Raw genomic sequence first — 24,877 nt, 5'->3', positions numbered from 1 at the left:
GCGGGTGGGAAAGGTTTTTCAGCCCACCAACCGCAACCGTTCCCCACAAACCCCCACCCTCACCACCTGCCCCCACGTCAACTCCACCGCATCCCCCTCCATCCCATCCCCGAACACAACCAACTGCTCGGACTCGACAGTGAGTCGCAACCCCGCCGAACCGTTCAACTCACCAGCGACCAACGACGTACCGGTGACCGGCGAAGGCCAAGCCTCCCGTACGAACCACACCAACCGGCCCTCCGAGGGGTGTGGCAGGGCGAGCGCACTGCCCCGCTCCTGCCACACCGACCGGAGCCAGCCGGAGGCCCCGGTGCCCGTTCCCACGAGCACCCCGGAGGACGCCTGGGCCTCGACGACACCCCCGTCGCCCTCCAGACCCAGGCGGTATCTGGCCGTCTGATGACCGACGGCGCCCAGATAGATCTCGTTCAAGGCCACCAACCGCTGCGTGTCGTCGGCGACGGCCTCGACCATGGTGAGTTCGTCCACACCGGTGCCCGCCGCGAGGGCGGACGCCAGCAGGACGCCGGCGTCCGACGGCCGGTGCCGTACCAGGACACCCGGGTTGCGACCCGGATCCGTGTCGAAGCCCAACACCGGTTGCCCGGCGAGGTACTTGGCGACGTTCGCGACCAGTCCGTCCTGCCCGACCACGACCACCACGTCCTCCGGCGCGAACAGGAACCGGTCCAAGTCGGCCCGTTCGACCTGCGTCTGACGCCACGTCAGCGGTACCGCCGAGGAGACCTCGGCCAGCGCCCGCCTGGTCCGGCGGTGCCGTTCGGCGACCTCTTCGATGTCCCGGCCGCGCGACCGCAGGAAGTACGCGGCCTGGCCGTGCGTCCCGTGCCGGGCCACCAACTCCTCGTACTCCGTGGTCCGGTGGACGAGGACGACCCGCGGTGCGAGACTCACGCGCCGGCCCCGCCGCCACCGCTACCGCCACTGGCGCCGAGCCTGGCGAGCAGCCCCGTCAGCACGTCCGGCGAGATCGTGACGCTGTCGATGTTCGGCAGGTTCTCCGCGAGCCGCGTCCCGGTGAGCGCGTTCAGCGTGGCGACGTCGACATCGGCGTGCACCCGCAGCCAGGCCGCCTGGGCATACGCCCGCGCGTCACCCACCTCGCGCGAACCCTCGGCCTCGGCACGGGCCAGCCGTACGGAACGCGCCGCCTCGGCGTCGGCGAGCCGTACCGTGCGGGTGGCCTCGGCCTCCGCGCGGACCCCGTCGGCCGCCGCGTGCTCCTCGGCCTCGCGGCGGGCGTTCGTACCGCGCTGGTCGACCAACTGCTCCTCGCGGCGGGCGAGTTCGATCTGGCTGTCCAGTTCGTTCTCGGCGATCGCCCGTTCGCGCTCGACGGCCACCGCCCGCCGCTCGTAGGTGGCCTTGTCCGCCTCCTGCTGGATCTGCTCGCGGGCCGGGGTGCGCAGCGCCCGCTCCACCTCGGGCTCGGGCCGCAGCGCCATCACGCGGACGGCGACCACCTCGATGCCGGTGGCGGGGAGGCGGGGTTCGGCGCCGAGTCCCGCCGCGATCCGCTCCCGTACCGCCGTCACCCCGTCGACCAGCGCGGACGAGAGGGTCGTCCGGGCGAGCACGGCCAGCGCGTGCTGCTGGGCCGTCTCGGTCAGCAGGGTGCCGAGCTGTTCGAGGGGCGCGCCCCGCCACACACCCGTGTCCGGGTCGACGGAGAAGTCGAGCCGCGCGGAGGCGAGGGCCGGGTCGCTGATCCGGTACGTGACGGTCGCCTGGACCGCCACGTCCTGGAAGTCGGACGTACGGGCATGGAAGGTCATGGCCAACTCCCGGTCGTCGACCGGTACTTCGGAGAGCGCGGCGGTCAACGCGCGGAACCAGAAGCTGAGTCCGGGCCCGTCGTGCAGCAACTTGCCCGAGCGGTGGTGGCGGATGTGCGCCGTCGGAGCCCCGCGCAGGTGGCGCCAGCCCAGGCGCCGGGTGATGTCGGCCATCAGAGTCCCTCAGATCCGGTCAGCAGATCCCGTGGGATCCCGCATCGATCTCGTCAGTAAGACGATAATCGCCAGGCGCACTTGTCGTCAAGAGGACGAGAACAAGTGGCGGTACGACAAGCGGTGCGACAAGCGGTGCGACAAGCGGTACGACAAGTAGGGGGTGAACTCGGTCGGAGATGGTCAGGATGGAGACATGGCACTCCATGTCGACTCCGAGACCGGGCGGCTGCGCCGCGTCATCCTGCACCGGCCGGATCTTGAGCTCAAAAGGCTCACCCCCAGCAATAAGGACGCCCTCCTCTTCGACGACGTGCTCTGGGTGCGCCGGGCGCGCGCCGAGCACGACGGCTTCGCGGACGTGCTGCGCGACCGCGGCGTCGCGGTCCATCTGTTCGGCGACCTGCTCGCCGAGGCCCTGGCGATCCCGGCGGCCCGGTCACTGGTCCTGGACCGCGTCTTCGACGAGAAGGAGTACGGCCCCCTCGCCACCGACCACCTCCGCGCCGCCTTCGAGGCGCTGCCCGCCCCCGAACTGGCCGAGGCGCTGGTCGGCGGCATGACCAAACGCGAGTTCCTGGAGGCCCACGCGGAACCGACCTCCGTCCGCTTCCACGTCATGGACCTCGACGACTTCCTCCTCGCCCCCCTCCCCAACCACCTCTTCACCCGCGACACCTCCGCCTGGATCTACGACGGCGTCGCCGTCAACGCCATGCGCTGGCCGGCCCGGCAGCGCGAGACCGTCCACTTCGAGGCGATCTACCGGCACCACCCGCTCTTCCGCACCGAGAAGTTCCACGTCTGGTCCGAGGGGCAGGCCGACTACCCGTCCACCATCGAGGGCGGGGACGTACTCGTCATCGGCAACGGCGCCGTCCTCATCGGCATGAGTGAGCGCACCACCCCGCAGGCCGTCGAGATGCTCGCGCACAAGCTGTTCGCCGAGGGCTCCGCGCGGACGATCGTGGCGCTCGACATCCCCAAGCAGCGCGCCTTCATGCACCTCGACACGGTGATGACGATGGTCGACGGCGACACCTTCACCCAGTACGCGGGGCTCGGCATGCTGCGGTCGTACACCATCGAACCGGGCGTCGGCGACAAGGAGTTGAAGGTCACCGACCATCCGCCGGAGCACATGCACCGCGCGATCGCCGCCGCCCTCGGGCTGGACGGGATCCGTGTCCTGACCGCCACCCAGGACGTGCACGCCGCCGCGCGCGAGCAGTGGGACGACGGCTGCAACGTCCTCGCCGTCGAGCCGGGCGTCGTCGTCGCCTATGAGCGGAACGCCACCACCAACACGTTTCTGCGCAAGCAGGGCATCGAGGTGATCGAGATCCCGGGCAGCGAACTGGGCCGGGGCCGGGGCGGACCGCGCTGCATGAGCTGCCCGGTCGAACGGGACGCCGTATAGCCGGACCGGGGACGGGTCGCCGTATAGAAATGCTGGAAGTCGTATAGAATTCCAAAAGTCCTTGTACCTGCACCGTTGGAGCGCCCTCATGGCGACAGTCCCGACCGCCCTCGCCGGCCGCCACTTCCTCAAGGAGCTGGACTTCTCCGAGGAGGAGTTCCGCGGCCTGATCGAGCTGGCCGCCGAGCTGAAGGCCGCCAAGAAGGCCGGGGGCGAGACGCGGTACCTGTCGGGGAAGAACATCGCGCTGATCTTCGAGAAGACCTCGACGCGCACCCGCTGCGCGTTCGAGGTCGCCGCGGCCGACCAGGGCGCCTCGACGACCTACCTCGACCCCTCGGGCTCGCAGATCGGGCACAAGGAGTCCGTGAAGGACACCGCGCGCGTGCTCGGCCGGATGTTTGACGCCATCGAGTACCGGGGGGACAGCCAGGCCGCCGTGGAGGAGCTGGGCGCCTACGCGGGCGTCCCCGTCTACAACGGGCTCACCGACGACTGGCACCCCACCCAGATGCTCGCCGACGTGCTCACCATGACCGAGCACAGCGACCGGCCGCTCAAGGAGATCGCCTTCGCGTACCTCGGCGACGCCCGCTTCAACATGGGCAACTCCTACCTGGTCACCGGCGCGCTGCTCGGCATGGACGTACGGATCGTCGCCCCGAAGTCGTACTGGCCGGCGGAGGAGATCGTCACCGCCGCCCGCGCGCTCGCCGAGCGGAGCGGCGCGCGCATCACCCTCACCGAGGGGATCGAGGACGGTGTGACCGGCGCCGACTTCGTCCTCACCGACGTGTGGGTCTCCATGGGCGAGCCCAAGCAGGTCTGGGACGAGCGGATCGCGGCCCTCGCGCCGTACGCCGTGACCATGGACGTCCTGCGGGCCACCGGCAACCCGGACGTCAGGTTCCTGCACTGTCTGCCGGCCTTCCACGACCTCGGCACCAAGGTCGGCCGCGAGATATACGAGACCCACGGCCTCGACTCGCTGGAGGTCACGGACGAGGTCTTCGAGTCGGCCCACTCGGTCGTCTTCGACCAGGCCGAGAACCGACTGCACACGATCAAGGCCGTACTGGTCGCGACCCTTGCCTGAGCAATTAGCCCGCCGGACGCCACTGCGCCGGTACGACGGGCAGCCGGAACCACACCGCCTTGCCCGACTCGGTGGGGCGGTGGCCGCACGACGAGCTGAGCGCGCGGATCAGCAGCAGACCGCGCCCGTGCTCCTGCCAGGGGTCGGGCTCCTCCTCGGCGGGCTCGGTCAGGGTCGCGGGCGGCTCCGGGTCGGGGTCGTGCACCTCGACCCGGCAGCCGGAGGGCAGCAGCTCGACCACGAGCTCTATGGGGGCGTCACCGGCGGTGTGCTCCACCGCGTTCGCGACCAGCTCCGCCGTCAGCAGCTCCGCGGTGTCGCTGTCGGCAGTGTGCTTCACCTCGGACAGAGCCGTACGGACCAGTGCGCGGGCCACCGGCACGGCCGCGGCGGTGTGCGGCAGTGCGATGCGCCAGGAGGCGGAGGCGGAGGGGCGTTCTTGCAAGGCGGGTCCGTTCATGGAGCAGGCTGTCCTGCTTTCAACTATATGAATGGTACGGCGCCCTTTGTCAGAGTCTCTCGGCGGGCTCCGTGCGGGACCTTCGTCCCGGTACCGAGCGGCATACCCGGTTCGACGCCCTCTCTCGCACGACAGCTCCCCTTGTTACCGCGCTATTGACATCTCGTGACAAGAACGCCCTCGGGCCCCCGTTTCGCAGGGGGGCCCGAGGGCGTCGCGGAGTGAGTTGATCAGGCCAGATCCGCCATCCCCGCCGTGAGTGTGGCGCCGTCCGCCGGGTCGATCACCAGGAACGCGCCCGTGCGACGCGAGACCGCGTAGTCGTCGAGCGCGAGCGGCTCGGCGGTGCGCAGGGCGATCCGGCCCAGATCGTTCGCGGTCAGCTCGGCGGCACCGCCGAGATCCCGTACGACGGCCTTCACCGTCCGGGTCGTGTGGCGCAGCAGCACGCGGTCGCCGACCCGCAGCGGCCGGTCGGCCAGATGGCAGACGGCGGCCCGGACGTCCTGGGTGAGCACGGGCGCGTCGACCCCGGCGGTGATCATGTCGCCGCGCGACACGTCCCGCTGGTCGGCGAGCCGCAGACTCACCGACTGGGGCGCGTACGCCGCCCCGGCCTCGGTGCCGAGCACAGAGATCCCGGCGATCTCGGAGGTCTCACCGGACGGATGCACCGTCACCCGGTCCCCGACCCGCAGCGAACCGGACACCAACTGCCCCGCGTACCAACGGACTTCGCCGTCCCGGATGACGTACTGCACGGGGAAACGGGCCGGCGCGTCGGACGGATCGGCGCCCACCGGGACGTTCTCCAGGAACTCCAGCAGGGCAGGACCCTCGTACCAGTCCATGTGCGCCGAACGGTCCACCACGTTGTCGCCGACCAGCGCCGAGACCGGGATCGGGGTGAAGAACGGCAGCCCCAACTCGGCCGCGTGGCCCGCGAATTCCTCGACGATCCGCTCGAACACCGCCTGCTCGTACCCGACCAGGTCCATCTTGTTGACGGCCAGCACCACATGCGGCACCCGCAGCAGCGCGGCCACGGCGGCATGCCGCAGCGTCTGCTCCACGACACCGTTGCGCGCGTCGATCAGGACGATCGCCAACTCGGCGGTGGAGGCACCCGTCACCATGTTGCGGGTGTACTGCACGTGCCCCGGGGTGTCGGCGAGGATGAACCGGCGCCGGGGGGTGGCGAAGTAGCGGTACGCCACGTCGATCGTGATGCCCTGCTCGCGCTCGGCGCGCAGTCCGTCGGTGAGCAGCGCGAGGTCGGGCGCGTCCTGCCCGCGATCGGCCGACACCCGCCGCACCGCCTCCAGTTGGTCGGTGAGGACCGACTTGGAGTCGTGCAACAGCCGTCCTACGAGCGTGGACTTGCCGTCGTCGACCGAACCGGCCGTCGCGAACCGCAGCGTGTCGATGGTGGTCGTGCTCATGGTTAGAAGTACCCCTCGCGCTTGCGGTCTTCCATCGCGGCCTCGGACAGCTTGTCGTCGGCACGCGTCGCGCCCCGCTCGGTCAGCCGCGAGGCCGCGATCTCGGCGATCACGTCGTCGAGCGTGGCGGCTTCGGAGTCGACGGCGCCAGTGCAGGACATGTCACCGACGGTCCGGTACCGGACCTGCCGCTTCTCCACGGTCTCGTCCGCCTTCGGCCCGCCCCACTCGCCGGCGGTCAGCCACATTCCGCCCCGATCGAAGACCTCGCGGTAATGCGCGAAGTAGATGTCGGGCAGTTCGATGCCCTCGCGGGCGATGTACTGCCAGACGTCCAGCTCGGTCCAGTTGGACAGCGGGAACACGCGCACGTGCTCGCCGGGTGCGTGCCGCCCGTTGTAGAGGTTCCACAGCTCGGGCCGCTGGCGCCGGGGGTCCCACTGCGAGAACTCGTCCCGCAGCGAGAACACCCGCTCCTTCGCCCGCGCCTTCTCCTCGTCCCTACGGCCGCCACCGAAGACCGCGTCGAAGCGCTCGCTCTGGATCTTCTCCGTCAACGGGAGCGTCTGGAGCGGATTACGGGTCCCGTCGGGCCGTTCACGCAGCACACCGCGGTCGATGTAGTCCTGTACGGAGGCCACATGGAGGCGCAGCCCATGTGCGGCGACCACACGGTCGCGGTACTCAAGGACCTCGGGGAAGTTGTGTCCCGTGTCCACATGCAGCAGCGAGAACGGCACCGGCGCGGGCGCGAACGCCTTCAGCGCCAGGTGGAGCATGACGATCGAGTCCTTGCCGCCGGAGAACAGAATCACCGGCCGCTCGAACTCACCCGCCACCTCGCGGAAGATGTGCACCGCCTCGGACTCCAGAGCATCCAGATGCGAGAGCGAGAAGGTCACAGCAGCCCCCGCTCGGCGAGCACCGCGTACACCGCGTCCGCCGACTCCCGCGGGCTCTCCGTCTGCGTCGCCAGTGTGAGCGCCGGGTCCGTGGGCGGTTCGTACGGGTCGTCGACGCCGGTCAGACCGGTCAGCGCGCCTGCGGCCTGACGGGCGTAGAGGCCCTTCACATCACGCTCGCTGCACACCTCCACCGGGGTCGCGACATGCACCTCGATGTACGGCGTCCCGCTGGCCTCGTGCCGTTTGCGGACGGCCTCGCGGCTGTCGGCGTAGGGGGCGATGACCGGGACGACGGAGAGCACGCCGTTGCGGGCGAGGACCTCGGAGACGAGGCCGATGCGCTGCACATTGGTGTTGCGGTCCTCGCGGGAGAAGCCGAGGCCGGCCGAGAGGAAGCGGCGCACCTCGTCGCCGTCGAGGACCTCCACGCGATGCCCTTCGGCTCTCAGACGGTCGCTCAGGTGTTGGGCGATCGTCGTCTTGCCCGCACTCGGCAGTCCGGTGAGCCAGACGGTGGCTCCCTGAGCCCTTGCCGTGGTGGTCATGCGCAACAGTCCTCTTTCTTACCCGACGAGCGACGTCGTCGAAGGTTAGGTAAGAACTCTGAGAGGACCTGTTAAAGAGGCTGAGGTTTAGCTGAGTGACCGGTGGTGCGCAAGAGGTCACAGGGGTTCGTCATGAACTGTTCATGATGCCCGCGAACTCCGCCCCCGCGTCCCGCAGTCGTGCGTGCAGTCCCCGGAACACCTCGGCCGAGCGGGCGCCCGGCCAGTCCCGGGGGAGCAGGCGGGCGGGGAGGCCGGGGTCGACGTAGGGGAGGTGGCGCCAGGAGTCCAGGGCGAGGAGGTAGTCGCGGTAGGCGTCCTCGGGCGGGGTGTCCGCGCGCCGCTCCCAGTCCGCCAGCACGCGCGCGTGGCGGTCGAGGAACGCCTCGTGCTCCTTGGCGATCGCGGTCAGGTCCCACCAGCGGGCCACGGCGTCGGCGGTCGCCGCGAAGCCGAGGTGCTCACCGCGGAAGAAGTCCACGTACGGGTCGAGCCGCAGCCGCCCGAGGATGTGCCGGGTCTCCTCGTACAGGCGGGCGGGCGCGATCCACACGCCCGGCGCCGCGGTGCCGAAGCCGAGGCCGGACAGCCGGGAGCGCAGGATGTGCCGCTTCTGCCGTTCGGACTCGGGGACGGAGAACACCGCGAGCACCCAGCCCTCGTCGTCCGAGGGGCTGGCCGCGTAGATGCGCCGGTCGCCGTCGTCGAGCAACTGCCGTGCCTCGGGCGAGAGTTCGTAACCGGCGGCGCCCTGGGCGGTGCGGGCGGGCAGCAGCAGCCCGCGCCGTTTGAGCCGGGACACCGACGAGCGCACCGAAGGCGCGTCGACGCCGGTGGCGGCCAGGAGCCGGATCAGTTCCGCGACCGGAACCGGGCCGGGCACGAAGCGGCCGTACGCGCCGTAGAGCGTGACGATGAGAGACCGTGGAGCATGCTGGTCGGACACGTTGATCATCTTAGGTCGTCAGCATCGCTGCTGGTCACCTGGGGTACGCAAGCTCGACCTTCACGGTTCGAAGATCACCGTGGGCGGCGCGTCCATGAAGACGATCACGCGGGAATGATCACGCGGGAATGATGAGGTGGAACGGTCAGGCGGCGACGGCGAGTTGGCCGGCCGGTACCCGGTGCGGGGCGACGATCCGGCCGTCGGGCAGCAGCAGGCCGCTGTCGTCGAAGACGATCGCGCCGTCGCACAGCAGCGTCCAGCCCTGCTCGGGGTGGGCGGAGACGACGTGCGCGGTGTCGGTGTCGGTCACGGGGCACGAGGACTGGTGGGAACACATGGCGTACCTCCACGTCGGATGCGATCCGTTCCGGCGGCTCCTTCGCCGCCCGCATCGCATATACAGACCATCCTCCCGTCGCGAACTCATCGGAACAGGCTGCTGTGAAGCGTGACAACACGCGGACAACACTCGGACGGTTCCACGACGCTCGGTGCGGACTCGCCACCGAAGGAGTGACGATCACGGGAGTTGGGGCGCTGGACCGGTACCAGTGGAGACCTCTGCTTCGGATGCTTCAGGAGGTATTCCCCATGTCCCTTCGTACCGCCCTCGGTTCGGCCGCCGGTGCCGCGCTGCTGCTGGTCTCCGCCGCCCCCGCCGCGACCGCGTCCGCCGGTTCCTACGAGACGGTGACGGTCGACCCCACGGGAAGCATCGCCCCGGACGGCACCGTCACCCTTTCCGGTACCTACCGCTGCCTCGGCAACTCGGGCCCGGTCTTCGTCAGTTCCTCCGTCTCCCAGGGCGACTCCGCGGTCCGGCACGGCATCGGCGGCACCCGGGCGGTCTGCGACGGCACGGAGCACAGCTGGGAGAACTCGGGCAAGCCGTCCTCCGACCCGTTGAACCCGGGCCCGGCCCAGGTCGAGGCCACGGTGATGGAGTTGTCCCCCCAGGGTGGTCTGCCCCTGCCCCGCTTCCACGCGGCGCAGCACCAGGACATCACCCTGACCGAGAGCTGAGTTCCACGCCTGCGGCCCGCCGACCTCAAGGTCGGCGGGCCGCAGGGGAGTTCGGATCGCTCAGTGCTGGGTGTTGCTGGCCCAGATCGGGGTCGACCCCGAGTAGATCACCATGTTGCCGTCGCCCTGGAGCCTGAGGTAGGCGCCGTTGTGGCCGGGGGTCTGGCTGGCCCAGACGGGCTGGTTGCTCGATGTGTAGACGACGAGGTTGCCGTCCGCCTGGAACACCGCGTGGTAGTTCGAGCCGAAGGTCATGGTGGCCCAACGGGCCTTGTTGTTCTCGTCGTACAGCACGAAGTTGCCGTCGGTCTGCATGCGCAGCCGTGCCTTCTTCGCGTTGATCGACTGGCCCGCGCTCAGCACCCGGGTGGCCGTGACGAGGACGTCCGACGGATAGTTCGACGTCGTGGTGGAACCCGAAGTCCCCGACTTCGTCCCGGACTTGGTGCTCCCGGACTTGGTCGTGGTGGACTTCTTCGTCGGTTTCGCCGCCGCGGTCGGCTTCTTCGTCTTCACGGTCGTCGGCTGGCTCACCGGCTGCGCGACGCTCGTCTTCCCCGGCGAGGTCTTGTGCGGGGCTGCGGTCTTCGGGGTGGCGTGCCGCGCGGGAGTGGACGGGCCGGACGAGGCGTACGCCCCGGTGCCCTGCGTCGCGCCGTCGCCGAGAATGGTGCCCGCCTGGTCGGCGACCACCCGGTCATGGCTCTCCGGGGTACGATCCCGGCTCATCAGCAGCCCCGGTACGGCGATCAGCAGCGCGCCGAGCACCGCCGCACCGGCCAGCAGCGGGCGGCCCGGGCGGCCGACGGACGCGGCGGCCGTGTCGCCGGGGACGGGTCCGTCCCCCTCGGGGGCGCTCGCGGCCACCGCCATGGCGGGTGCCTCGGGCTCGGCGGCCGCCTGCCGCGCCGGTTCGGCGGCGCCGGGCTCCGGGCCGGCCGGCCCGTCGGGTTCCGCCGGGCCGCGGCCGGTACCGGCGAGCGCTTCGGTCTCCGCGGCCGAGGTCGCGGGACCGCTCAGCGCCGCCGCGACGGACTCCGCGGAGCCGGTCCCGGCCGAACCGGCAGCCCCTGAACGGGACTTGGGTGTCGCACTCGCCGTGCTCGCCGCCGCGGACTCCTCGATCGCCGAGGTCTCCGAGGTCTCCGAGGTTTCCGAGTTCGCGGAGGTCTCCGACATCGACGCGGTGGCCGCTGCCGAAGTCTCAGCCGAGTTCTCAGCCGAAGTCTCTGCCGCTGTCTTCCTCGCGGTCGGTCCGGTTCGGTCTGTCATCCGCCCTGTCCGCCCCAATCGCCCAGCAGTTCGTCATACACCTGTATGGACAATCCTTTCACGCGCATACACGCACGGGTGCCAACGACGGTTCCTTTCCCGGGAGTTAACAATCGCCACGCGCAAGCTCAGGCGCTGGTACGGCTGTTGTCCGACGGCACATAATTTGCCGTACGGCATGATGGGGTTGGCCGCAACCGACAGGTGCCGACACGAGGAGGTCAGCTGAGTGCGCCAGGTACTGACGGTCTGTCCGGAGGGCACCGGGGACGCCCGGACGATCGGAGAGGCCCTGGCCAGGGCGCGCGGAGGCGCGGTCCTGAGCGTGCGCCCGGGGACGTACGAGGAGAATCTCGTCGTCACCACCCGGGTGACCATCGTCGCCGAACAGGCGCGCGGCACCGTCCGGTTGGCACCGCGCAAGGGCATCGTGATCTCGCTGCGCGTGGACGCGGTGATGCTGACCGACCTGGTGGTCCAGGGCCATGACGAGGAACAGCCCGCAGTGGACGCCTCGCACGGGCAGGTCGCGATGCAGGGCTGCGATCTGTCCGGCGCCTCGTGGACGACCGTACTGGCCCGCAACTCCGGGTCGTTGGCGATGCGCGAGTGCCGGGTCTCCAACCGCACCGGCGCCGGGGTCGTCGTCACCTCGCCGACCGAGAGCTCGCTGGAGTCCTGCACCCTCGAACACCTCGGCACCAGCGGTGTGGTGATCGGCGAGCGCGGCCGGGCCACCCTGCGCGGCTGCACGATCCGGGACGCGCGCGGCAACGGCTTGCTCGCCAACGGCGACGCGCAGGGCTCGGTCGAGGACTGCGACCTCGCCTCGACGGACAAGCCCTCACTGGCACTTGAGGAGCGCAGCGCGATCCGGGTGCTGCGGACCGTGATCCGCGACACCTCCATCGGTGTGCATGTGACCAGCTCCGCCCGCTGCGAGCTGGAGGAGGTGCGGGTCACCGGCTCCAGCGGCCCCGGCATCATCGTCTCGCACGGCAGCGACCCGGTGCTGCGCCGCTGCCGCACCGCCCGCACCACGGGCAACGGCCTTCTGGTGACGGACCGTTCACGCGGCACGTACGAGGACTGCTGGCTGACCGGCGCCCAGATGGCGGCGCTGCGGGTGGCCGGTGCCTCCTCGCCCACGCTGACCTCGCTGACCGTCCGGGACGGCGAATCGGACGGCGTCCTCCTCGAAGAGGACGCGGCGGCCGAGCTGGAGCGCGTGGAGATCATCGACGTCAAGGGCACCGGTGTGGTGATCCGCGGCAACGCCAACCCCCTGGTGCGGCGCGCCCGGATCACCGGCGCGGGCGGCTCCGGCGTCTCCGTGCGCGACGGCGGACGCGGCCGGGTGGAGGACTGCACGGTGGAGGCACCGGGCGGCGCTGGCGCGGAGATCGCGGCGGGCGGCAACGTCTATCTCGCGGGATTCCGGGTCAACAGCCCCGGCGGCGCCGGTCTGGAGATCGGCGGCGAGGGCACGGCCGCGCTCCGCGACGGCGAGCTGGTCTCGGCCGGTGGCTGCGGTGTACTCGTGGACACCGGCGGCGAGTTGACGGCGAACCGGGTACGGACCGCCGCCTCCGCCGAACACGGCTTCCTGGTCCGCGACGGCGGCCGAGCCTCCCTGAACGGCTGCGAGGCGGCCGGCAACGACCGCGACGGCATCCGCGTCGAGTCGGAGGCCCCGGTCTCGGTCGTGGGCTGCACGGTCCGCGACAACAAGGGCGGCGGCCTCGTCCAGGCCAAGGCCGGCGGCCGGTTGGCGGTGGAGAACCTCACCAGCACCGGCAACGAGTCCCGCGACGCCTGGGGCTTCGGCGAGGCCGAGGGCACCGACCCGGCGGGCACCGTACCGGAGTCGGAGGGGCCCGGCCGCCCCGACGGACCGATGGCCGCGCTGGAGGGCCTCATCGGCCTCGACAACGTCAAGGAACAGGTCCGCACCCTCGTCAACCTCACCCAGCTGGCCGCGCGCCGCGCCCAACTCGGCATGTCCGCACCGCCGATGAGCCGCCACCTGGTCTTCGCGGGCCCGCCCGGCACCGGCAAGACCACCGTGGCCCGCCTCTACGGCACGATCCTCGCCGAACTGGGCGCCCTGCGCTCCGGGCATCTGGTCGAGGTCTCCCGCGCCGACCTGGTCGCCCAGGTCATCGGCGGTACGGCCATCAAGACCACCGAGGCCTTCGAACGGGCCCTGGGCGGCGTCCTGTTCGTCGACGAGGCGTACACCCTCACCTCCGACTCCCGTGGTTCCGGCGCCGACTTCGGGCGCGAGGCCGTCGACACCCTGCTGAAGCTGATGGAGGACCACCGCGAGGACGTGGTCGTCGTCGCGGCGGGCTACTCCGACGAGATGCGCAGCTTCCTCGGCTCCAACCCCGGTCTGGCGTCCCGCTTCTCACGGACCGTCGAGTTCGAGAACTACTCGGTGCCCGAGCTGGTGGAGATCATGGAGAGCATGTGCGTACGCCACCAGTACGCGCTCGCCGACGAGACCCGGCACGCGCTCGCGGTCCACTTCGAGCGCATACCGAAGGACGCCGGCTTCGGCAACGGCCGTGCCGCACGGCAGGTGTTCGAGGAGATGGTGGACCGCCAGGCCGTACGGCTGTCCGCGCTCACCGACGTCACCGAGCAGGACCTCTCGCTGCTGCTGCCGCAGGACATCAGTGAGGAGGCGGCCCGTACCGCCGCCGACGGACCCAACGCCGTCGACCCCGGCGACGACGCGCTCAGCAGGCTGGACGCGCTGGTCGGACTCCACGCCGTGAAGCGGGACGTCACCGACCTCGTCAACCTGGTGTCGACCGCCAAGCAGCGCGAGGCCGCCGGACTCCCGGTGCCCCGCCTCAGCCACCACCTCGTCTTCACCGGCCCGCCCGGCACCGGCAAGACCACCGTGGCCCGCCTCTACGGCGAACTCCTCGCCTCCCTGGGCGTGTTGCCGCGCGGCCAGCTCGTCGAGGTGTCCCGCGCCGACCTCGTCGGCCGATACGTGGGCCACACCGCGCAGTTGACCCGGGAGGTCTTCGAACGGGCCCTGGGCGGCGTCCTGTTCGTCGACGAGGCGTACACCCTCACCCCGCGCGAGGCGTCCGGTTCCGACTTCGGGCGGGAGGCCGTGGACACGCTGCTGAAGCTGATGGAGGACCACCGGGACAAGGTGGTCGTCATCGTCGCGGGCTACACCCAGGAGATGGAGACGTTCCTCGCCTCCAACCCGGGTCTGTCCTCCCGGTTCTCGCGCCGGGTCGAGTTCGCCGACTACTCCTCGGACGAGCTGGTCACCATCGTCCGCGAGCACGCCGTACAGCTCGGGTACGAGTGCGCGGCCGGACTTGGACCGGTCCTGCGGCAGTACTTCGACGGCCTGCCCCGCGACCGGTCCTTCGGCAACGCGCGCACCGCCCGCCAGATCCTGGAGCGGATGATGACCCGACAGGCGGGCCGGCTCAGCAGACTGGCCGTCCCCAGCCTCGACGACCTGCGCCTGCTCCTCCCGGAGGACCTCGCCGACCCGACGGCCACCTCTCCCTCATCCAGCGGGGTGGCACGGGCATGACGACGACACACGGCAAGGTCTCCGCCGCCGTTCTGGCGCTGCTGCTGACCGCCTCCGCGAGCGCGCTCGGCGCCGGGTCCGCCACGGCGGCCGGGAACACGGTCCAACTACCCGTCCTTTCCACGCGGTTGGACGCCGACGCCGCGTGCGCGGCGGGCTCGTCGGTCCTCGCCACCGACCTGCCGTGGGAGCAGGTCTCGCTGCAACTCACCCGGACCTGGCCGTTCGCCTCGGGCGCCGGGGTGACCGTCGGCGTCGTCGACACCGGGGTCTCGGCCTCCGCACCCGCGCTCAAGGGCCGGGTCACGGCGGTCGGCGACGCCGGGACCGACTGTGTGGGACACGGCACGTTCGTGGCCGGGCTGATCGGCGCCGCCGTAGCGGACGGGGTGCGGTTCGCGGGGGTGGCGCAGCAGGCGCGCATCCTCGCGGTGCGCGGCAGCGACGCGCGCGGCGCGGTCACCGCCGAGCGGGTCGCCGACGGCATCCGGGCCGCCGTGAACGGCGGGGCGAAGGTGGTGACGGTGTCGGCGGCGCTCGCGGCCAACACTCCCACGCTGCGCGCGGCCGTCGCGCTGGCCGCGAAGAAGGACGTCCTGCTGATCGCCGCCGCCGTACCGGACACCCCGGCGACGGCGACCTCGGCGACGGACAGCCCGCCCGCCCGCGACTACTACCCGGCCGCCGACGACGGGGTGCTCTCCGTCCTCGACGTCGACGTGGACGGCAAGCGGCCGACCGGCGCGTACACGACGTCCAGTGCCTCAATTGCCGCGCCCGGTGACGGAGTTGTCGGCATCGGCCCGAAGAAGACCGGCCACTACATCGGCTCGGGCGCGTCACTGGCCGCCGGTTTCGTGGCCGGGGCGGCGGCGCTGGTGCGCTCCGTCCACCCGGAGTTGACGGCCGCCCAGACCGCGAGGTTGCTGCGTACGTCCGCGTACCCGGCCGACGTACCGCGCCTCGACCCGTACGCGGCCGTCACGTCGGTCCTGACCGGCGCCACCACACCCCCACGGGGTGACTCCGCCTCCCCGGTCCACCTCCCGGCCGACAAGGCCGCCGGACCGCTCCGCCGCGCCCTGTGGCCCGCGTCGGCGGGCCTCGCCGTGATCATCGCGGTGGTGTGGCTGGGGCTGGTGCTGCCCCGGGGCAGGCGCCTGGGCTGGCGGCCGTCCAGGCCGTCCCGGCCCTCGCCGCCTGAAGGTACGGCGGAGAGTGCGGAGAGTTCGGTTCCCGCCGGCGTCGGTGCCCAAGGGACCACGGAGAGCTGACGACCGAGGGGCGGGAGCCGGTCGGCTCCCGCCCCTCGATCGACGTGCCTCGTCCGCCCGTTACTCCTCCGCGCCCGCCGCCAGCGCCGTCTGGATCAGCGACGGCTTGCGGCGGACGATGTGGAGGGCTCGGCCCGGCGGGAGGACCCGGGGCTTGACGTTGCCGAAGACGTAGCCCTCGGACGGGGAACAGGACATCAGGACGCCCGGGGTGTTGACCTCGTCCAGGCGGCGCAGGAGCTGGTCGTTCAGGCCGCGGCCCGCGCCCGTCGCCGAGCGGGCGACCACCACGTGCAGGCCCAACTCGTGGCCCAGCGCGAGGTGTTCGAAGAGCGGGGCGAAGGGGTGGTCCATGACCGTGCCGCCGCCGACCATGTCGTAGTCGTCGACGAGGACGAACAGACGCGGGCCCGTCCACCAGTCGGCCTGCCGCATGCGGGCCGGGGTGATCTCCTGGCCCGGGACGCGGGTGCGCAGGGCCTTCGCGGAGCCGCCGACCAGTTGTTTGAGGGCCTCCAGGGCCACCGCGTGGCCGAGGCGGTACTCCTCGGGGACCGCGTCGACCAGGCCGCGGCGGTAGTCCACGACCAGGATGCGCGCCTCGGCCGGGGTGTAGCGGGCGACGACGGAGTCCGCGACCAGCCGGAGCAGGTTGGTCTTGCCGCTCTCCGTGTCGCCGACGGCGACCAGGTGCGGGGTGCGGGAGAAGTCGTGCCAGACGGTGCCCAGGGTCTCCTCGTCCTGGCCGAGCGCCAGCTTGAGGCTCTGGCCGTCGCCGAGTTCGGGTTCGGCGAGTTCGGCCGCGGGCAGCCGGTGCGGGAGCATCCGGACCTGGGGGGCGCGCGGTCCGTGCCAGGCCGAGGCGATCCGGTCGACCAGGTCCGCGACGCCCTCGCTGAGGGTCTCGGGGTCGGTCGAGCCGTCGCCTCGGGGGAGTGCCGACAGGAAGTGGAGTTTGGTCTCCACGGTGAGACCCCGGCCCGGGATCTGCGGCACCGCGCTCGCCTTGCGGATGTCCACGACGGAGTCCATCGTGTCGCCGAGCCGCAGCTCCAGCCGGGTCGCGGACTGGTCGCGGACGGGGGCGGTGAGCTCCAGCCAGCGGGCGGTCGCGACGATGAGGTGGATGCCGTAGTTGAGGCCGCTGGTGGCGATCTGGTTGAACGTGGGGATGTACTGGTCGAAGTTCTGCCGGACCGCCGACCAGCCGTCGATCACCAGGAAGATGTCGCCGTGCGGTTCGTCGGGGAACTCCCCGGCGGCGCGGCGGCGCCGGTAGGTGGACATCGAGTCGATGCCGTTGTCCAGGAAGAACTGCTCGCGCTGGGTGAGGACCGCGGTGACCTCGGCGACCGTACGGCTGATCCGCTCGGTGTCGAGGCGGGCCGCGACCCCGCCGACGTGCGGAAGACCGGTCAGCTGGGAGAGCGTGCCGCCGCCGAAGTCCAGGCAGTAGAACTGGACTTCGCGCGGGGTGTGGGTGAGCGCGAGCGCCATGATGAGGCTGCGCAGCACCGTCGACTTGCCGCTCTGTGAACCACCCGCGACGGCGACATGGCCGCCCGCCGCGGCGAGGTCCACGACGAGCGGGTCACGGCGCTGGTCGAACGGCTTGTCCACCAGGCCGACCGGGACGCGGAGCTTCCCGGCGCCGTTCCAGCGGTGTGCCGTCAGTCCGCGGTCCGGGTCCTCGGCGAGACCGCCGAGCAGCACGTCGAGCGGGGACGCGGTGTCCAGCGGCGGCAGCCACACGCGGTGCGCGGGCGGCCCGGAGTCGCGCAGCCGGTCCAGGGCCACCGCGAGCAGGCTCTCGGCGTTCTCCTCCGCCTCGGGCTCCGGGGCCGCGATCGCGGCCGGTGCCGGAGCGCGCGGCACGATGTACCCGGTCGACCAGGGCACCACCTGCGTGGCGACCCGGGCCTGCGCGACGGCACCGCCGCGCCTGCGGTACGGGCCGGAGACGTAGGCCGCGCGGAAGCGGGTCAGGGCCTCGATGCCGCTCTTCAGGTAGCCGCTGCCCGGCTGCGACGGCAGTTCGTACGCGTCGGGGACCCCGAGGACACCCCGCGACTCCATCGCGGAGAACGTGCGCAGACCGATCCGGTACGACAGGTGCGACTCCAACTGGTGCATACGGCCCTCGTCCAGGCGCTGCGAGGCCAGCAGCAGATGCACGCCGAGCGACCGGCCGAGACGGCCGATCATCACGAACAGCTCCATGAACTCCCGGTGCGAGGCGAGGAGTTCGCTGAACTCGTCGACGACCACGAACAGGCTGGGCAGCGGGGCGAGATCGGCGCCGCCTGCCCGCGCCTTCTCGTACTCCAGCGCCGACGTGTAGTTGCCCGCGGACCTCAACAGCTCCTGGCGGCGGATGAGTTCACCGTGCAGCGCGTCCTGCATGCGCTCCACCAGAGCGGCCTCGTCGGCCAGGTTGGTGATGACGGCGGAGGTGTGCGGGAGTTCGTCCAGACCGAGGAAGGTCGCACCGCCCTTGAAGTCCACCAGGACGAAGTTGAGTGTTTCGGAAGAGTTCGTGAGCGCGAGACCGAGGACCAGGGTGCGCAGCAGCTCGGACTTGCCGGAACCGGTCGCGCCGATCAGCATGCCGTGCGGGCCCATGCCGCCCTGCGCGGACTCCTTGATGTCCAGCTCCACGGGCCGCCCGTCCGCGCCGACCGCGACCGGGACGCGCAGCCGGGCGGAGCCGGTGTGCCGCCGCCAGATCGTGTCGGGGTCGAGTCGGTGCAGGTCGGCGATGCCGAGCAGGGTCGTCAACTCGGTGTCGTTGGAGAGCGGTTCGACCGCGTCGGAGGAGAGACTCATCCGGTACGGGGCGATCAGCCGGGCCAGTGACTCGGCGGCCACCGGACCCACCCGGTCGGGGCGGCCCAGGACCGTGGTCTGTTCCTTGCGGCTGCGGTCGGTGCGCACCAGCGCGACCGCGTCCGGGGACACGTCCAGGCGCAGCGTGGTGCGGCCGGGCCGCCAGGTGAGGGAGTCGGAGAGGTCGAGGACGATCGCGTTGCGGTAGCCGGGCCCGTCGAAACGGTGGCCGGACGGGATGCCCGCGCCGTCCACCACGACCACCACCAGCGGTTCGTCACGGCCGGGTACGGCGTCGGGGTCGAACGCGGGGCGCTCGGAGAACTCGCTGCCGAGCTGGTCCTCCAGATCGGCGAAGGCGGAGGCCACCATGCGCAACGGCCCCGCGCCGTCCGTCTCCTGGGGATGGTGATTGTGCGGCAGCCACTTCACCCACTCCCACTCCGCGCGCACCTCGTCGGCGGCGCAGACCGCGATCCACAGCTCCTCCGGCGGGTGGAACAGGGCCAGTTGGGCCAGCGCGGCCCGCAGCATCCCACGGGACGCGTCGCGGTCACCGCGGACCAACACCCTTGACCAGGACCGCAGATACAGCGCGATGGGCTGGCCCGGGACGGTGCTGTAGGCGCGGATGAAGCGCCGCAGGGCGTGCGCGCACAGCGGTTCCAGGTCCTCAACGGGCTTGCTGGAGACGGGAGTCAGCCGCATGGCGAGCTGCTGGTCGCCGACCGCGATCCGCACCTCGCCGAAGTCCTCGTCCTTCACCCGGCGTTCCCACAGCCGCGTGGTGCGGACCATGGTGCGCAGCACCCGGGGCTCGGGATGCCGCCAGGCGAGAGCGAGCTGCTGCTCGACCACGGCCCGCTGCACGGTACGTCGGCTCTGCGCCAAGTAGCGCAGATAGTCCCGGCGTTCACCGCGCAGCCGCTGCTTGCGGTCACCGGCCTTGCGCATCACCTGACCGACCATCATCGCGCCGGCGGCCATCACCATCATGCCGAGCGCGAGGTACATGAAGATGCCGCTGGACTGGCCGCCCGACCGCATGAACATCATCATCATCGAGACCGACATCATCGCCATCGGCAGATACGTCCACACCGCGGAGGTGTCCGGGACGATCTCCATGAGAGTCGGCGGCTCCTGGAGGACCAACTCGCCGGCGGGCATGTCGGGTCCGCGACGGCGGGCCGGACGACGGAACAGGACCACGCTCAACGCTTGGGGCTCCTAACGGACTTCGCGCACCTCGGCGGTACGTGGGGGGGCGTGCACCGGATCAGGCCTCGGCAATGCACGGTGGAGGACGCTGCCAACGTCGTTCATGGGGGCTTCGGTTGACACGCGTCGTAGGGAGTGTCAGTAGTGTGCACCCCGTCAACTCTGTACGTCCATGTCACCCCCCGCTTCACCAGCACCGTGTTTCCCGCAGTTCCCCCCACCTCGCACGCCGCGCCGCGTGCCCCCGTTTCGATGTCCAGGAGACGTGAGCCCCGGTATGACCGACACTTCCGTGACCGGCCTGTGCCATCTGACCGTGCGGGCACCGGCCCGCACCATCGACCTCGCCGTACCGTCCGACGTGCCCGTGGCCGACCTGCTGCCCACGGTGCTGCGGTACGCGGGCGAGGAGGCCGAGGAGACCGGTCTCGAACACGACGGCTGGATACTCCAGCGCCTCGGCGGCCGGCCGCTCGACGAGGAGGCGACCCTCGCCTCCCTCGAACTGACCGACGGCGAGGCGCTCCATCTCCGCCCGCGCACCGAGGCGTTGCCCGAAGTCCGCCTCGACGACCTGGTCGACGGCATCGCCGCCGTCACCCGGGACCGGCTGCACGGCTGGAGCCCGGAGGCGGCCCGCCGCCTGCTGCGTGGCCTGCTCGCGCTGGCGGTGCTGACCGGTCTCGTCCTGCTGGCCCTGCCGGGCGCCCCGGCGTCCCTGCGCGCGGCCACCGCCGTGGGAACGGGCCTGTTGCTGCTGGCCGGGGCCGCGTCGGCGAGCCGGGCGGTCGACGATCCGGCGACCGGTGCGGTCCTGGGCCTGCTGGCGTCCCCGGCGCTCGCGCTCGCGGGCTGGCTGGTGCCGGGCGGTGAACTGAGCGGCCCGCAGGCCCACCAGGTGCTGGGGGCACGGCTGTTGGGGGCGGCGGCGGCCTGGGCGGGCGGCGCGGTCCTCGCCCTCGCGGCCTCCGCGACCCGCACCCCGCTGTTCCTCGCCTCGGCACTGGTCGCGCTCGCCGCGGCGACCGGCGGCGCCCTGATGACGGTGTTCGACGTACCTACGGCCGCCGCGGCAGGGGTGATCGCCGCGCTGACGGTGCTGCTCGGGGGCCTGGTGCCCTCGCTGTCGTTCAAGTTCGCCGGGATGCGGATGCCCCCGCTGCCGACCACCCCGGAACAGTTGCAGGAGGGCATCGAGCCCTACCGGGGCAACGACGTGACGGTCCGCACCGAACTCGCCGGCGAGTGGATGACCGCGCTCTACGGCGCGACGGGCGTGCTCTCGTCGGCCTGCCTGGTGGCCCTGGCCCGCCGCCCGAGCCTCCCCGCACTGCTGGTCGCCCTGGTGCTGTCGCTGCTGCTGCTCCTGCACGGCCGGGGCCTGGTCAACACGGCCCAGCGGCTGGTGCTCGTACTCCCGGGCGCGTGGGGCCTGTTGCTCCTCGCGTTCGGCTGGGGCCTGCGCCTGTCCGGCACCGAGCGGACCCTGCTGGTCGCCGGGCTGCTCGCGGTGGCGGCGGCGCTCACGGTCGCGGTGTGGACCGTACCGGGCCGCCGTCTGGTCCCGTACTGGGGCCGCGCGGCGGAGATCCTGCACTCCCTGCTGGCGATCGCCCTGCTGCCGCTGACGCTGTGGCTGCTGGGTGTCTTCGGCACCCTTCGCGGCATTTTCGGCTGACCGCCCGCGAGGGCCGAACCGACCAGAACCCGAACCTGAACGACCGAGCAGGAGGAAAACGTGCGGTCCAAGCGCGACCAGGTGCAAGCGCACACGTTCATGATGGGCCGCCTGACCTCGGGCATGCTGCTGGCCGACCCGGACGCACCGGAGAGCCCCCTGGGCCGGACCAGCAGAGGCGCGCTGGTCGGGCTGATCGTCGGTGTGCTGGTCTGCGGTGGCGCGCTGGTGTACGGGCTGCTCAGGCCGGGCGGCAACGACGCCTGGCGCAGCGGCGACACCCTGATCGTCAACAAGGACACCGGCGCCCGTTACCTGTACGCCGACGGCCGGCTGCGCCCGGTGCGCAACTACGCCTCGGCCGTGCTGATCGGCGGCGCCGACCTGAAGACCACGTCGGTCGGCTCGGCCTCGCTCGCGGGCACCCCGGTCGGCCGGCCGGTCGGCATCACCGGCGCCCCCGACTCCGTACCGTCGACAGGGGAGTTGGAGTCCTCGCCATGGGAGGTCTGCTCCACGGGCTCCGGCGCGCAGACGACCCTCGTGCCGGGCGCCCCGGTGGAGACGACCTCGGTCGGCGCGAAGTCGGCGCTGGTGGTGAAGGGCCCGGACAAGCACACCTACCTGGTGTGGCAGGGCAGCAGGCTGGAGCTGGACGAGGACTCGGGCGCGGCGGAGTCCCTCGGCTACGCGTCCGTGACCCCCCGCCCGGTCTCGGCCGCCTTCCTGGACGCCCTGGTGACCGGCCCCGACCTGGCCACCCCCAAGGTCGACGGCCGCGGCACGGCAGGGCCCGAACTCGGCGGCCGGGCAACCCGGATCGGGCAGGTCTTCCGCGTGGTCGCGGGCTCCGGGAACCAGGAGTACCTCCTCCAGAAGGACGGCCTGCACCCGGTGACGGACACCCAGTCGGCGCTGCTCCTCGGCGATCCGGACACCCGCACGGAGGCCTACGACGGCGGGGCCCCGAACGTCGTCACGATCGACGTCTCCGACCTGCGCGCGCACCAGGCGCCGGGGTCGGCCGGGACGGACCCCTCGGTCGCCGGCCTGCCGGACAGCCCGCCCAGCGCGCTGGCGCTCGCGGCGGGGGAGTCGGTGTGCGCCCAGGTCGACCCGGCCGACGGGCAGGTACGGGTGACCTCGGTACGGGTCGCCGAGTCCGCGCTGTCCCCGGCGGCGCAGGCCGACCCGACGGCGCTGACCTCGGCCTGCGTGCCGGTGGACCGGGTGGTGGCCAGGCCCGGACACGGCACGCTGGCAAGGGCGTTGGGCGCGGCCGGTGAGACGGTCGGCGACACCACGTTCCTGATCGGCGACGACGGAGTGAAGTACCGCATCCCGGACGCGAACGCGCTCGCCGCCCTCGGCTACGACGGAGCGACCCCGGTCAAGGTGCCGTCCACGCTGCTGGCGATGCTGCCGACCGGACCCGAGCTGAGCGCACGGGCCGCCGCCTCGGACTCGGGCGGGGCGGCACAGGCGCCGGGCACGGCGGCACAGTGCGGGACCGTCGGGTCCGGCGCCGTCGGGTCCGTCCCCGGTGGGACCGGCTCGGGTCCCGCCGCGATCGCCGGGCGGGCCCCGGCGGGCGGCACGGCCGGGACACCGCGGTCGGCCGTGAACCCCAACTCGCTCTCCGCGTCCGGGAACTGACGGATTCACGCCGATCGGGATCGTGTTCACGCCAATCTGGAACAGGTCCAGAACCGGAATGCGCGGAGTCTCGTGTTCCGGTCAAGTTGCCTAGCAGTAAAAGCATTTGACGGGAAGCCGGATGCAACCTCAGATCTTCCTCAGTTCGTTGCTGCCGTAACTTCCGTCGACCTAGGCTCAGTTGTCCTCGTACTGTAGATCGACTTGGGAAAGGTGGGACGATGGCTGGAGATGGCCAGCAGTCAAGCGAAGGCTCGACCCGGAACGGAATCCAGGCCCTGGAGAGCGCCTTCAGCGGCATCGTGAAGATCCGCCAGGACGTCGACAGCACCCGTTCCGCCCTGGGCAGCGGCTACCAGGGCAGCGACGGCGGCCAGTACGGCCAGCTCCTCGCGCAGTGGGACGGCCAGTGCAACGTCATCCTCAAGAACCTTGAGGACGTCATCGACCGGCTGAACCAGAGCCTCGTGGAACACAACAAGACCCAGGGCTCCTCGAACGACTCCATCAACCAGGCGTACAACGCGGCCCAGTCGGCCTTCGACCAGCTCGCCGGCTGACCTCCCCGTCACGTCCGGTCCCCCCATCGCGTAAGAGAGGCAAGCTGTGGCAGACAACCTGTCCGACGGTGTCATCTACGTCAGCTACAACCACATGTCCAACGCCGCGGACGACATGGTGGCGCAGACCAAGGCGATCGCGCAGACGCTGTCCAACCTCGAAGCCGAACTCGGCGAACTGTCCAAGACCTGGTACGGCAACGACGCCGACACCTACCGCCAGAAGCAGGCGGCCTGGGACGGCGCCGTACAGAACATGGAGACGCTGCTCACCTCGCACTCGCAGCTCCTCAACGAGATCTCCAACAGCTACAAGTACAGCGAGAACTCCCTCAGCCAGATGTGGTCCGAGGTCACCATCGGCCGCTGAGCCGGCCGCACCGCACCGACCGGTCTCCTCGCGGTCGGTGCGGGTCCAGGCTCCTTCCCCGTTCCGTCGCCGCGCCGTACGCCAGGCCCGGCGCGTTCCGCCCGCGGAGGCACCCATGGCTGATCTGACCCACCTCGACTCGACCGCGCTGAAGAACTTCAAGAACACCGACGTCGCCGACTTCATCAACGATCTGCTGGCCATCCGCAAGGACAACGCCGGCGTCCGGTCGCTGAAGAACCTGATCGCCGAGACCGGTGCCGGCTCCGCCCAGGGCCTCGCCAAGATCCTGCGCATCGGCCTGATGAACGGCGGCGACAGCTCGGACCCGGTCGGCGGGGGCACGCTCGTGGAGGCGCTCAAGACGCAGGCGACCGCGCTCGACAAGATCCTCACCGATCACAAGACGCTCTTCGACGACATCGACGACGCGCTGGACGAGACGATCACCAAGCTGCTGAAGACCCAGGGCGACAGCCTCGACTCCATCGACGGCGAGAAACTGCTCGACATCTTCGACACCGTCGACGGCGACATGGGCGGCAGCGGCTCGAAGACCTGAGGCCGGCGCGGGGCCCGCCGACCCCCGCCGATCCCCGGGCCCCGCACCCGCACCCCGCTCCCTCCCTGTCC

Annotated in this window: 20 protein-coding genes; 10 read left to right on the top strand and 10 right to left on the bottom strand. The window is 71.3% G+C overall.

What is annotated here, in order from left to right; translation table 11 throughout:
• Nucleotides 1–18: 18 nt before the first annotated feature.
• A complete protein-coding gene (locus ACWIHT_RS11110) occupies nucleotides 19–918 on the bottom strand; it encodes a hypothetical protein (protein WP_456166736.1) in 900 nt (299 codons plus the stop codon).
• Entirely contained in the window at nucleotides 915–1,973 is a 1,059-nt protein-coding gene (locus tag ACWIHT_RS11105) for an SPFH domain-containing protein (protein ID WP_456166734.1), read from the bottom strand. The genes ACWIHT_RS11110 and ACWIHT_RS11105 overlap by 4 nt, the downstream gene beginning before the upstream one ends.
• A gap of 196 nt (nucleotides 1,974–2,169) precedes the next feature.
• Between ACWIHT_RS11105 and ACWIHT_RS11100 the strand changes: the two genes are divergently transcribed.
• Both ACWIHT_RS11100 and argF read left to right on the top strand, forming a co-directional pair.
• Nucleotides 2,170–3,393, top strand: coding sequence for an arginine deiminase (locus ACWIHT_RS11100; RefSeq protein WP_456166732.1), 1,224 nt, complete (start codon nucleotides 2,170–2,172; stop codon nucleotides 3,391–3,393).
• Between the two features lie 88 nt (nucleotides 3,394–3,481).
• Complete coding sequence (argF, locus tag ACWIHT_RS11095) at nucleotides 3,482–4,489, top strand: ornithine carbamoyltransferase (RefSeq protein ID WP_456166730.1); 1,008 nt, start codon at nucleotides 3,482–3,484, stop codon at nucleotides 4,487–4,489.
• Nucleotides 4,490–4,493: 4 nt separating this feature from the next.
• On the opposite strand, the gene ACWIHT_RS11090 is transcribed toward argF, so the two are convergent.
• The 6 genes from ACWIHT_RS11090 to ACWIHT_RS11065 all read right to left on the bottom strand — a co-directional run bounded on the left by ACWIHT_RS11090 (nucleotide 4,494) and on the right by ACWIHT_RS11065 (nucleotide 9,127).
• Nucleotides 4,494–4,949, bottom strand: coding sequence for an ATP-binding protein (locus ACWIHT_RS11090; RefSeq protein ID WP_456166728.1), 456 nt, complete (start codon nucleotides 4,947–4,949; stop codon nucleotides 4,494–4,496).
• 230 nt (nucleotides 4,950–5,179) lie between these two features.
• Nucleotides 5,180–6,391, bottom strand: coding sequence for a sulfate adenylyltransferase subunit 1 (locus ACWIHT_RS11085; protein WP_456166726.1), 1,212 nt, complete (start codon nucleotides 6,389–6,391; stop codon nucleotides 5,180–5,182).
• Between the two features lie 2 nt (nucleotides 6,392–6,393).
• Nucleotides 6,394–7,293 (bottom strand): sulfate adenylyltransferase subunit CysD, encoded by a 900-nt coding sequence (gene cysD / locus ACWIHT_RS11080; protein ID WP_456166724.1) that lies wholly within the window; start codon nucleotides 7,291–7,293, stop codon nucleotides 6,394–6,396.
• Entirely contained in the window at nucleotides 7,290–7,841 is a 552-nt protein-coding gene (gene cysC / locus ACWIHT_RS11075; RefSeq protein ID WP_456166722.1) for an adenylyl-sulfate kinase, read from the bottom strand. Before cysC ends, cysD begins: the two co-directional genes overlap by 4 nt.
• Before the next feature lie 130 nt (nucleotides 7,842–7,971).
• Nucleotides 7,972–8,796: a PaaX family transcriptional regulator gene (locus ACWIHT_RS11070; RefSeq protein ID WP_456166720.1), complete on the bottom strand. Its 825-nt coding sequence runs from the start codon at nucleotides 8,794–8,796 to the stop codon at nucleotides 7,972–7,974.
• Between the two features lie 136 nt (nucleotides 8,797–8,932).
• Entirely contained in the window at nucleotides 8,933–9,127 is a 195-nt protein-coding gene (locus ACWIHT_RS11065) for a DUF5999 family protein (RefSeq protein ID WP_456166718.1), read from the bottom strand.
• Between the two features lie 254 nt (nucleotides 9,128–9,381).
• Here ACWIHT_RS11065 and ACWIHT_RS11060 point away from each other — a divergent pair, with 254 nt between their 5' ends.
• Nucleotides 9,382–9,813: a DUF6299 family protein gene (locus tag ACWIHT_RS11060; protein WP_456166716.1), complete on the top strand. Its 432-nt coding sequence runs from the start codon at nucleotides 9,382–9,384 to the stop codon at nucleotides 9,811–9,813.
• Between the two features lie 60 nt (nucleotides 9,814–9,873).
• Here ACWIHT_RS11060 and ACWIHT_RS11055 read toward each other — a convergent pair whose 3' ends face one another.
• Nucleotides 9,874–10,992: a hypothetical protein gene (locus ACWIHT_RS11055; protein WP_456166714.1), complete on the bottom strand. Its 1,119-nt coding sequence runs from the start codon at nucleotides 10,990–10,992 to the stop codon at nucleotides 9,874–9,876.
• Nucleotides 10,993–11,314: 322 nt separating this feature from the next.
• Here ACWIHT_RS11055 and ACWIHT_RS11050 point away from each other — a divergent pair, with 322 nt between their 5' ends.
• A complete protein-coding gene (locus ACWIHT_RS11050; RefSeq protein WP_456166712.1) occupies nucleotides 11,315–14,659 on the top strand; it encodes a right-handed parallel beta-helix repeat-containing protein in 3,345 nt (1,114 codons plus the stop codon).
• Nucleotides 14,656–15,933: a S8 family serine peptidase gene (locus ACWIHT_RS11045; protein ID WP_456166710.1), complete on the top strand. Its 1,278-nt coding sequence runs from the start codon at nucleotides 14,656–14,658 to the stop codon at nucleotides 15,931–15,933. Before ACWIHT_RS11050 ends, ACWIHT_RS11045 begins: the two co-directional genes overlap by 4 nt.
• Before the next feature lie 60 nt (nucleotides 15,934–15,993).
• Here the strand turns inward: ACWIHT_RS11045 and eccCa are convergent, their stop codons facing one another.
• Nucleotides 15,994–19,929, bottom strand: a complete 3,936-nt coding sequence (eccCa, locus tag ACWIHT_RS11040; RefSeq protein ID WP_456167113.1) for a type VII secretion protein EccCa — start codon at nucleotides 19,927–19,929, stop codon at nucleotides 15,994–15,996.
• Nucleotides 19,930–20,257: 328 nt separating this feature from the next.
• Here eccCa and eccD point away from each other — a divergent pair, with 328 nt between their 5' ends.
• From eccD to ACWIHT_RS11015, 5 genes are all read left to right on the top strand, one after another.
• Nucleotides 20,258–21,658 carry a type VII secretion integral membrane protein EccD gene (gene eccD, locus ACWIHT_RS11035; protein WP_456166708.1) on the top strand — a complete coding sequence of 467 codons (1,401 nt, stop codon included), beginning with the start codon at nucleotides 20,258–20,260 and terminating at the stop codon, nucleotides 21,656–21,658.
• A 60-nt stretch (nucleotides 21,659–21,718) separates the two neighbouring features.
• Nucleotides 21,719–23,314: a type VII secretion protein EccB gene (eccB, locus tag ACWIHT_RS11030; protein ID WP_456166706.1), complete on the top strand. Its 1,596-nt coding sequence runs from the start codon at nucleotides 21,719–21,721 to the stop codon at nucleotides 23,312–23,314.
• Nucleotides 23,315–23,535: 221 nt separating this feature from the next.
• Nucleotides 23,536–23,874 (top strand): hypothetical protein, encoded by a 339-nt coding sequence (locus ACWIHT_RS11025; protein WP_200717421.1) that lies wholly within the window; start codon nucleotides 23,536–23,538, stop codon nucleotides 23,872–23,874.
• A gap of 46 nt (nucleotides 23,875–23,920) precedes the next feature.
• On the top strand, nucleotides 23,921–24,244 hold the full coding sequence (locus ACWIHT_RS11020) for a WXG100 family type VII secretion target (protein ID WP_019075403.1): 324 nt from the start codon (nucleotides 23,921–23,923) through the stop codon (nucleotides 24,242–24,244).
• Nucleotides 24,245–24,359: 115 nt separating this feature from the next.
• Complete coding sequence (locus ACWIHT_RS11015; RefSeq protein WP_456166703.1) at nucleotides 24,360–24,806, top strand: type VII secretion system-associated protein; 447 nt, start codon at nucleotides 24,360–24,362, stop codon at nucleotides 24,804–24,806.
• Nucleotides 24,807–24,877 lie beyond the last annotated feature (71 nt).

The sequence above is a fragment of the Streptomyces sp. NPDC002276 genome (assembly GCF_053891435.1).
The sequence above is the reverse complement of the archived record's forward strand: the minus strand, read 5'-3'. Positions and strand labels throughout refer to the sequence as shown.

Coding starts and splice junctions, on each gene's coding strand:
- ACWIHT_RS11105 (WP_456166734.1), bottom strand. CDS start 1,973: ATGGCCGACATCACCCGGCGCCTGGGCTGGCGCCACCTGCGCGGGGCT.
- ACWIHT_RS11100 (WP_456166732.1), top strand. CDS start 2,170: ATGGCACTCCATGTCGACTCCGAGACCGGGCGGCTGCGCCGCGTCATC.
- argF (WP_456166730.1), top strand. CDS start 3,482: ATGGCGACAGTCCCGACCGCCCTCGCCGGCCGCCACTTCCTCAAGGAG.
- ACWIHT_RS11090 (WP_456166728.1), bottom strand. CDS start 4,949: ATGAACGGACCCGCCTTGCAAGAACGCCCCTCCGCCTCCGCCTCCTGG.
- ACWIHT_RS11085 (WP_456166726.1), bottom strand. CDS start 6,391: ATGAGCACGACCACCATCGACACGCTGCGGTTCGCGACGGCCGGTTCG.
- cysC (WP_456166722.1), bottom strand. CDS start 7,841: ATGACCACCACGGCAAGGGCTCAGGGAGCCACCGTCTGGCTCACCGGA.
- ACWIHT_RS11070 (WP_456166720.1), bottom strand. CDS start 8,796: ATGATCAACGTGTCCGACCAGCATGCTCCACGGTCTCTCATCGTCACG.
- ACWIHT_RS11065 (WP_456166718.1), bottom strand. CDS start 9,127: ATGTGTTCCCACCAGTCCTCGTGCCCCGTGACCGACACCGACACCGCG.
- ACWIHT_RS11060 (WP_456166716.1), top strand. CDS start 9,382: ATGTCCCTTCGTACCGCCCTCGGTTCGGCCGCCGGTGCCGCGCTGCTG.
- ACWIHT_RS11055 (WP_456166714.1), bottom strand. CDS start 10,992: ATGTCGGAGACCTCCGCGAACTCGGAAACCTCGGAGACCTCGGAGACC.
- ACWIHT_RS11045 (WP_456166710.1), top strand. CDS start 14,656: ATGACGACGACACACGGCAAGGTCTCCGCCGCCGTTCTGGCGCTGCTG.
- eccCa (WP_456167113.1), bottom strand. CDS start 19,929: ATGCCCGCCGGCGAGTTGGTCCTCCAGGAGCCGCCGACTCTCATGGAG.
- eccD (WP_456166708.1), top strand. CDS start 20,258: ATGACCGACACTTCCGTGACCGGCCTGTGCCATCTGACCGTGCGGGCA.
- ACWIHT_RS11025 (WP_200717421.1), top strand. CDS start 23,536: ATGGCTGGAGATGGCCAGCAGTCAAGCGAAGGCTCGACCCGGAACGGA.
- ACWIHT_RS11015 (WP_456166703.1), top strand. CDS start 24,360: ATGGCTGATCTGACCCACCTCGACTCGACCGCGCTGAAGAACTTCAAG.